This is a genomic window from Arthrobacter sp. LFS091, assembly GCF_047977885.1.
Lineage (GTDB): Bacteria > Actinomycetota > Actinomycetes > Actinomycetales > Micrococcaceae > Arthrobacter.
On sequence record NZ_JBFPFP010000018.1, the window covers coordinates 1 to 7,400 of the forward strand.

Sequence of the window (7,400 nt, forward strand, 5' to 3'; positions counted from 1 at the left end):
AGCGAACGGGTCCAAAACCTACCGGCCACTCCAACCCGTGAACCGTGACGCGATGGCCGCGTTCATGTACAGGTACAACCAAAAATACGGGAAGTAGTACCGAGCCAGTTGCCAGTAATTCCGCGTACGCCGGAGGTGGGGTCTCAAGTAAACCTCACCTCCGGCGTCGTAGTTTCTGGGATCAACGAGCGACCCGTCGGGTCTAGCTAGTCCGACCCGGTACTCTGGAATCTGCTTTTTATGATCTAACACCGGGGAATCGTGCGAGTTGTAGTTCTGGGAGATATAGGCCAAACCGTCTATCACGTCGGGGATGAGGCGATGGCTCATGCGGTCGTGGATGAACTCCAGTCCCGGGGTGTTGCTGACATAGTCGTGCTGTCCCGGAACCCTGAACAGAGTTCACGCCTCTACGGCACCGCGGCTGCAAACACCCTCGAATTCCCCTGGCCTCCTCATCGCCGGGAAACGTACTTGAAGGAAATCCGCGCCGTTTTGGACGGGGACTTGGAAGCGCTTCCCGCAGACGACCAGGTCCACGCGCTGATCAAGACCGTTGGCGAGTCCGACGGCGTGGTCATCGCCGGTGGTGGCAACATGAACTCTCCCTACGGCTGGTTGCTCTACGAACGTGCAGCACTCGGCGCAATTGCAGAGGCGCTCGAAAAGCCCCTCGTAATTTCCGGACAGACAGTGGGTCCTGTCCTGACCGGTCCTGACTACGACACTGCAGTTGAACTCTTCCGCTCCGCGGCGCTGGCGAGCGTGCGGGAGAGCACCTCGTTGGAAATGCTGACTGAGGCCGGCGTTCAAACCGGACTGACCCTGGACGACGCGAGTTTCCTCGAAGGGCGCCCCGAAGGCACGGACTACCTCTCCGCAGCCCCGTCATACCAACCGGAACCCGGTCGTCCCTATTTGGTCGCCAGCTTCGCGCCTGGCACAGGGGCCATGGCCCGGGACGATTTCAACCAGCGGGTTGCCGAGACCCTGGACAGGCTGGCAGGACCTGGCGACCTTGATGTTGTCATGATTCCGCACATGTCCCGTCCGGGAAACCGCGACATCGACATCGAGATGCACGCAGACATCCAACGCAGGATGCGGACCAAGAACGTGACTGTCTGTGGACAATTTACTGCCGAGGAAGCGGTGGCGCTTACTGCTCGGGCGGAATTCGTCGTCGCAAGCCGCTACCACCCCATCGTTTTTGCACTCGGAGCGGGTGTGCCCTGCCTGGCTCTGGCCGTGGATTATTACGGAGAAGTTCGCCTCGGCGGCGCCTTGGCGAACTGGGGCCTGGGGCACACGATGCGGTCACTCCGGCATGTAGTCACTCCTGAATTCAATGAGTTCGTGGACGAACTGTGGCGTCGCCGCGGTGAAATCCGGGATTACCTGAACACCATCAGCCCCTCACAAGCGGACTTCCAGAGCGCGTGGTGGGACACCATCGTCGAAACCCTGAAAGGGGCGACCCCGACCGCCCCCATTCTTGACATCCCCGAACCGATTTTCCCGGAGCTTCACTCTGGTGAACACCCCGAAGCAGCAAAGCTAACGGCCAATAACGAGGCTCATATCGGGCACCAGTCCGTGGAGCTCTACCGGCTGGAGCACGCCCTTGAGGACACCACGGGTACTCTGGCCGCCGTGGAAGCCGAGCGCGAGAGGTTACGTGTCGCTCTGGAGGAAATGTCCGGCGCGGTGACCGCTGTGGAGAACGAGGTGAGTCAACTCGAACAAAAGCTCGGTGCGTTGGAATCGTCCAAGGTGGTTCGCCTGGCGCGGCGTCTGGGTCTTCTTGGGTCCTGAGCCGAAGCACCTTTCGAGTGCAGCTACCTGCCCGTCTTCCAGCCTTCCCCCGGTTTCCGTGGGTAGAGTAGAGGCCTGAACATCGCCGGATTGCATTGGATACGGAGAACGCATTGTCAGCTTGGTTAGAACTCGGACCGGACAATTACGTCTTGAAAACCGAGGGTTCGTTACTCAATACCGGGCTCGTGGTGGGCTCCGAGCTCGCTATGGTCATCGACACCGGCTGCGGCCCGCGCCAAGGCCGCGAGATCCTTAATGCCGTGCGGGAAAAGACCCAGCTGCCGCTGGTAGTGGTGAACACCCACGCTCACTACGACCATTTCTTTGGGAATGCAGTTTTTGCGGACGACGGCGTCACGGAGTTTTGGGCCCACGCCAACTGTGCGGCGTCCATCGAAAAAGACGCTGACAACCAGCGCCGCTTCGTCGCTACCAACGAACCTGAGATGGCAGCGGGGGAGGGTGACGCCGTCGAAATCGTCGTCCCCAACGCACTTGTTCACGACCAGCCCGTGCTGGTTGACCTCGGAGGAGTCACTGCCACGCTGTTCTACCTGGGCAGGGCCCACACCGATGGTGATTTGCTGGTAGGCACCAGCTCGACGCTCTATGTTGGCGACATTGTGGAACAGGGTGCGCACCCGTCCTTCGAAGACTCGTATCCGGAAGAGTGGGCGGACGCCCTGCGGCACATCTCCGCGCTGCGGCACCGTTACGAACACTTGGTCCCGGGCCACGGTGAACCTGCCAGCGACCAGTTCGTGAAGACCATGGCAAACACCATGAGCACCGCCGTGCGGCAGGCCACGCAGTCGATTCGTGACATGCCCTCGGACGCAACCAAAGCCATTCCCGTCCTGCCGTATGGTCCAGAACAATCCCGCTGGTTCATCAAGCGGCTGCAGGAAACCAATGCTGCGGGTCGTATCACTTTGGGTACCCCCGACTTTGGACCGGGAAAAACAGGTTCATACCCTTCCTAAGCAGGCGCGCAGCCAATTCAAAAAGTACAAGTACGGTCCGTCACCGTAGTTGGTGACGGACCGTTCGTCTATTTCGTCCCAGTGAATATGGTCCCTTGACTGCCTTCTTACGGCTAGAGTCCAACTCCCGTGCTGGAATAGCCGATCTGGAGTCGTGATCCTGTGGGCAACGCACCGATGGGCTGGCTAAGGACAACGTCGATCATCGTGACAATGATGGCACTGGATGATTTGCTGACCTTGTGCAGGGTAACCTGGCCGAGACCGGCAACCTGGACCACAGTATTTGGAGCGACTGATGCATTGATGGCAGGCAGCCCGGCAATCCTGAGGTTGGTGAAGGTGGATGTATCCGTCAGAGTAGCTGTGGTGGCGCCCGCAGCCCGGGTTGCGCTCGTCTCGGCCTTGATGCCATCCGCCTGAATCAGCCCGTTGAGGACATTGATTCCTGCGATGGTGTTCGTCACGGTGCTCTTCGGCTGTGGTGTCAGGACACCGCTTGTCTTCGTTGAGGTTGCTCCGACCGTTGCTAGACCCGGAATGTTGGCCCCTGCCAGATTCGCTGATCCTGCTCCACCGCTGCATCCGACGTAGGCCAGCGCAGTGGGGCTTGAATTAATCAGCCCCGAAGCAAGCAAGGCCCTGGTGCTGAAACCGGTGCCGGAAAGATAGCCCGACTGCGGAGCCGTAAGGTTCGCTGCGCTGACCCCAAGGCGGATATCCGTTCCGACCCTGAGCCCAGGCAGCCCGGACTTCAGGACTTCGACACGGAGCGCCGTGGTCGATACCCGATAGGCGCCGTTGACCAAGCGCTTTTCCTGCCCGTTCAACGTGATCTTTCCAACCGATCCCACCAAGGGTACTGACAGGTCCAGCACCGTATTAGCCCCGGGGTTGGCTCCCACCGCCACACCCAGAACCTTCAGGTCGGCAATCGTCGTCTTGTTGGTTCCAGTAAAGGCGCCGGCTGTATTCTTGTCCGCCGAACTCTCCGAAGTGATGGCACCGGCGGTGATCAACCCACCCAGCAGATTCGTTCCGTTTATCGTTGATTTGCTTTCGATCCGTTTCCCCGTGGCTGTAAGCAGGGATTTGACACTGGTTGACGCCGCGCCCACATTTCCCACGGCAGGGACGGTTAGTGCAGCAGCGGTGTTTGATGACGTCTTTCCTGTGGCGCCGGTGCAACTGATGCTTGAACTAGCCGTAGGGCCAGACGTCAGAGTCTTGTCGGCATTGAAAATGTAGGAGCCATACGCCGTGCCGGAAAATCCGGTAGTTACTTGCGCTGGTGTAGTGGCAGCGAGAGCCGGTGAGACCGGTCCGGCTAGTGTGAGTGCGAGTGCCCCCCACTAATGCAACATGCGAACGCTTCATGTAGTTATCTCCCCAGAATGTCTTACACGATCTCGTAAGTTGCTTACGATGGCGCTCACGGTACAGGCCGGAAATAGGCTTAAACAATAGGTCCCTCGAATTCAGCAGAGAGTTTGCTTCAAGTTCAAGAGGGCGCGGAGCCGGTGTCGCGAGCATGTATGCGTCCCGCTACCAAAATGCACAGTCTTCTTATACTCCCAGCCATGGACTAAATGCTTCCGTCCGTCCTAGGATGAAGGCGACCGTTGGTTCGCGACTACCTGGGGGTGTCGAGATGAAGGGTTCACGCGTTTTCCCGCGTGCTACCAGCATTCTCCGCTCTGTCATGGTCGCTGGAGCCGGCACCGCCATTTGGATGGCCCTTTCTGCAACCGCGGCAAGTGCCGATTCAAACCTTCCTGATAACCACTCACTCCTCGGTGGAGTCAGCTCCACTGTGTCGTCGGTGACCGGCACCGTAGACAGTGCCACGGCCCAAGTTCAAAAGTCGGCGGGCACGACAGTCAAGACCGTCACGCCGAAAACTGCACCGGCCACCATTAGCATTCCCGTGCCGAATGTGCCGTTGTCCGCAGCCGTCAAAACGGTGATCCCGACGAACCCCATTTCGGTTCAGGTTCCTGCTGTGACGCCTATCGTGCAGAAGGCCGGGTCCCCGGCGGACGGGATCATCGGGACGATCCCGCTGGCCACTCAACTTGTCCCCGCCGACACAACTGGCGGCGTCGTAGACGCCGTGGTTGTGCCGATTGCCGGAAACGTTGACGACGCAGCTGAGGCGCTCGTTCCACCTGTAAACGACCTTTTGAAGCCGGTCGGGCTGGAACCCGTAACGGACGTAACTGCGCCGGTTCTTCAACCGATCGTCGACGCAGTGGATAGCGTTGTTCCGCCCGCAGTAACCCTCACTCCGCCCCTGCCGACCGGCGACGGTTCGGTTTTGCCAGGAATCCCGGCCCGAAGCGTGACGCCGGTTTCCGCCACTAACCCAAGTTCCGACGTCGTTGGCCCCCCGTCCGCGGTTGCCGCAACACAGGCCGGGATCCAAGCATCAGCGCCCATTCTCCAGCCTGTGCGTGCTTCTGTTCCGGGGGCTGCTGGCGTCCCACCGGTGCTGTCGATATCCCGGGTGTTCGGCTCAACGGGTGGTGTCCCATTAAGTGAGGTTCAGCAGTCCGCTGTGCATCCTGTAGCTCCTGCTGATCTGCCGCTTGATGTCGAAGAAGTACCCGCCGGGGTGGCTGGGGCCGGATCCAATAGCTCCCAAAATGGCCCACCAAGCCCCGCCGCTGCTTTCTTGCACGACGCAATGATTGTCCCCGTTGGCGCTTTACCTGGTCTTTCTGCGGCCGGCGATGAGCAGCATCCGGAGCCGGTTTGTTTTGACCCCGGCTCCTCTCCTGACTAGTTCCCGGACCTTGCCGCGCCACTCTTCGCGGCAGACGGCTGTAAGGACGTTCGTCAACGGACGTCTCTGGGAACAAGATCCTTCAGGAGAAGATCACAATGAACACGACCATTCGCAAGTGCCTTATCGGCACATGCTTTGCCGGGGGCATGATTGTCCTCAGCGCCACCGCGGCAAACGCCGCGGACACCACCAGCGGCAAAGACGGAGTCCTCTCCGGAACGCAGGTGGCAGCGCCCGTAACAGCACCAATCAATCTCAACGCCACCTCGCTGGGACTGCTGGGAAACTCAGCAGCCACCACATCCGCGCCGGCAAACGCTGCAGGTTCCGGCGCAACACCTGCCGCCAACACCAGCGGCTCGAACAGCATCGGTTCCGGGACCCAAGTGGTCGCTCCGGTCACGGTGCCCATAAACCTGGGCTCGTCGTCAGTGGGTCTGCTGGGGGGTTCCACTGCGACGAGCTCAGCTACACCTGCCGCTCCAGCAGCGACAACGAGTCCGACGCCGGCAGCCAGCACCGGCGGCGCCGGCGCGATTGGGTCCGGCACCCAAGTGGTTGCACCGGTAACGGTTCCCATCACCGTGGGGTCGACGTCGGCCGGTGTCCTGGGGGACTCAACCGCCACCTCATCATCAGCTCCTGCCCCGGCAGCTTCGGCGCCAGCGCAGGCAACTACGTCGGGGGGAGAGAGTCTTGCGTCCGGCGCTCAGGTAGTGGCTCCGATATCGGTCCCTGTTAACGTCGGAGCCACTGCTGTGGGTGTCGGCGGTGATTCTTCCGCCGTTTCGGGTTCCCCAGCCGGATCTGCCGCTTCCGGTGGTTCTACCTCGGGTGCTTCGACGAGTGGTTCTGACGGCATCGGTTCGGGGACTCAGGTTGTTGCTCCGGTGACGGTTCCTATCACGGTGGGTTCGACGTCCGCTGGTGTCTTGGGTGATTCTTCCGCCACGAATACGGGCACCACAGGTGGGACGGCTCCGGGCACGACGGCCGGCGGTACCACGAGTGGTTCTGGCGGCATTGGCTCGGGGACTCAGGTTGCTGCTCCGGTGACGGTTCCGGTCGGCTTGGGTTCGACGGCGGCTGGTGTGCTGGGTGATTCTTCAGCCACAGGTACTGGCACTACGGGCGGAACGGTTCCGGGCACTACTACCGGCGGTACCACTAATGGTTCTGGCGGCATTGGATCGGGCACTCAGCTGATCATCCCCATCACGGTTCCCATCAGCACTGGTTCCACCTCGGTGGGCGTTGGGGGCGGTTCGGTAGGCACGGTCACCCCTCCTGTTGTGACCCCTCCTGTTGTGACTCCGCCGGTGGTTACCCCGCCTGTTGTGAACCCGCCGGCTGTTGCCCCGCCGACGTCCGGTGGCCCCGATAACGGTGGAGAGAACACCACGGGCACTCCGACAACCGGTATCAACACCGCCGGTCTCATCACCACCGGCAGCGCTGGCACCCAAACCGGCACGGTCGTAGCCGCTGGTGTGACAAAGGGTGCGATGACCACCGCGGTTTCGACCGCCGTCGGAGGACCCAGCGTGCTGGCTAAGACGGGCCTGAACGAAACCTTCGTTCTCTGGGCGGGAGCTATGCTCCTGATGGGCCTGTTCCTGGCGGCAGCCGGCCGTCGGAAGGCGGCAGCCAACCGCCGGTAGTCCCGGACGATCCCTCTTCGCATGTGGGTGTTGGGGGGGGGGGGGGGGGGGCGCGCCCCCCCACCGCCGGGTGGGGGGGGGGGGGGCCTGTTGGGGGGGGGTGAGTAGACGACTAGGGCGAGCCCGGGGGGCGCGCCCCCCCCGCGCGGG

General features: G+C 61.4%; 5 protein-coding genes and 1 pseudogene. 3 read left to right on the top strand and 3 right to left on the bottom strand.

Annotated elements, in window-relative coordinates; all coding sequences use genetic code 11:
- Window positions 1-321: 321 nt before the first annotated feature.
- The gene (locus ACNQOP_RS20415) at window positions 322-1,815 is read left to right on the top strand and encodes a polysaccharide pyruvyl transferase family protein (protein ID WP_416405563.1); all 1,494 of its coding nucleotides are present in this window, start codon (window positions 322-324) and stop codon (window positions 1,813-1,815) included.
- A 113-nt stretch (window positions 1,816-1,928) separates the two neighbouring features.
- Window positions 1,929-2,801, top strand: coding sequence for an MBL fold metallo-hydrolase (locus ACNQOP_RS20420; protein ID WP_416405564.1), 873 nt, complete (start codon window positions 1,929-1,931; stop codon window positions 2,799-2,801).
- 113 nt (window positions 2,802-2,914) lie between these two features.
- On the opposite strand, the gene ACNQOP_RS20425 is transcribed toward ACNQOP_RS20420, so the two are convergent.
- From ACNQOP_RS20425 to ACNQOP_RS20435, 3 genes and pseudogenes are all read right to left on the bottom strand, one after another.
- The gene (locus ACNQOP_RS20425; RefSeq protein WP_416405567.1) at window positions 2,915-3,520 is read right to left on the bottom strand and encodes a choice-of-anchor P family protein; all 606 of its coding nucleotides are present in this window, start codon (window positions 3,518-3,520) and stop codon (window positions 2,915-2,917) included.
- A pseudogene (locus tag ACNQOP_RS20430) lies at window positions 3,500-4,060 on the bottom strand (choice-of-anchor P family protein); the annotation flags it as partial. The pseudogene ACNQOP_RS20430 and the gene ACNQOP_RS20425, both read right to left, overlap by 21 nt.
- Window positions 4,061-5,334: 1,274 nt before the next feature.
- Window positions 5,335-5,481 carry a hypothetical protein gene (locus ACNQOP_RS20435; RefSeq protein WP_416405565.1) on the bottom strand — a complete coding sequence of 49 codons (147 nt, stop codon included), beginning with the start codon at window positions 5,479-5,481 and terminating at the stop codon, window positions 5,335-5,337.
- A gap of 203 nt (window positions 5,482-5,684) precedes the next feature.
- Here ACNQOP_RS20435 and ACNQOP_RS20440 point away from each other — a divergent pair, with 203 nt between their 5' ends.
- The gene (locus ACNQOP_RS20440) at window positions 5,685-7,250 is read left to right on the top strand and encodes a cell wall anchor protein (RefSeq protein WP_416405566.1); all 1,566 of its coding nucleotides are present in this window, start codon (window positions 5,685-5,687) and stop codon (window positions 7,248-7,250) included.
- Window positions 7,251-7,400 lie beyond the last annotated feature (150 nt).

Coding starts and splice junctions, on each gene's coding strand:
- ACNQOP_RS20415 (WP_416405563.1), top strand. CDS start 322: ATGGCTCATGCGGTCGTGGATGAACTCCAGTCCCGGGGTGTTGCTGAC.
- ACNQOP_RS20440 (WP_416405566.1), top strand. CDS start 5,685: ATGAACACGACCATTCGCAAGTGCCTTATCGGCACATGCTTTGCCGGG.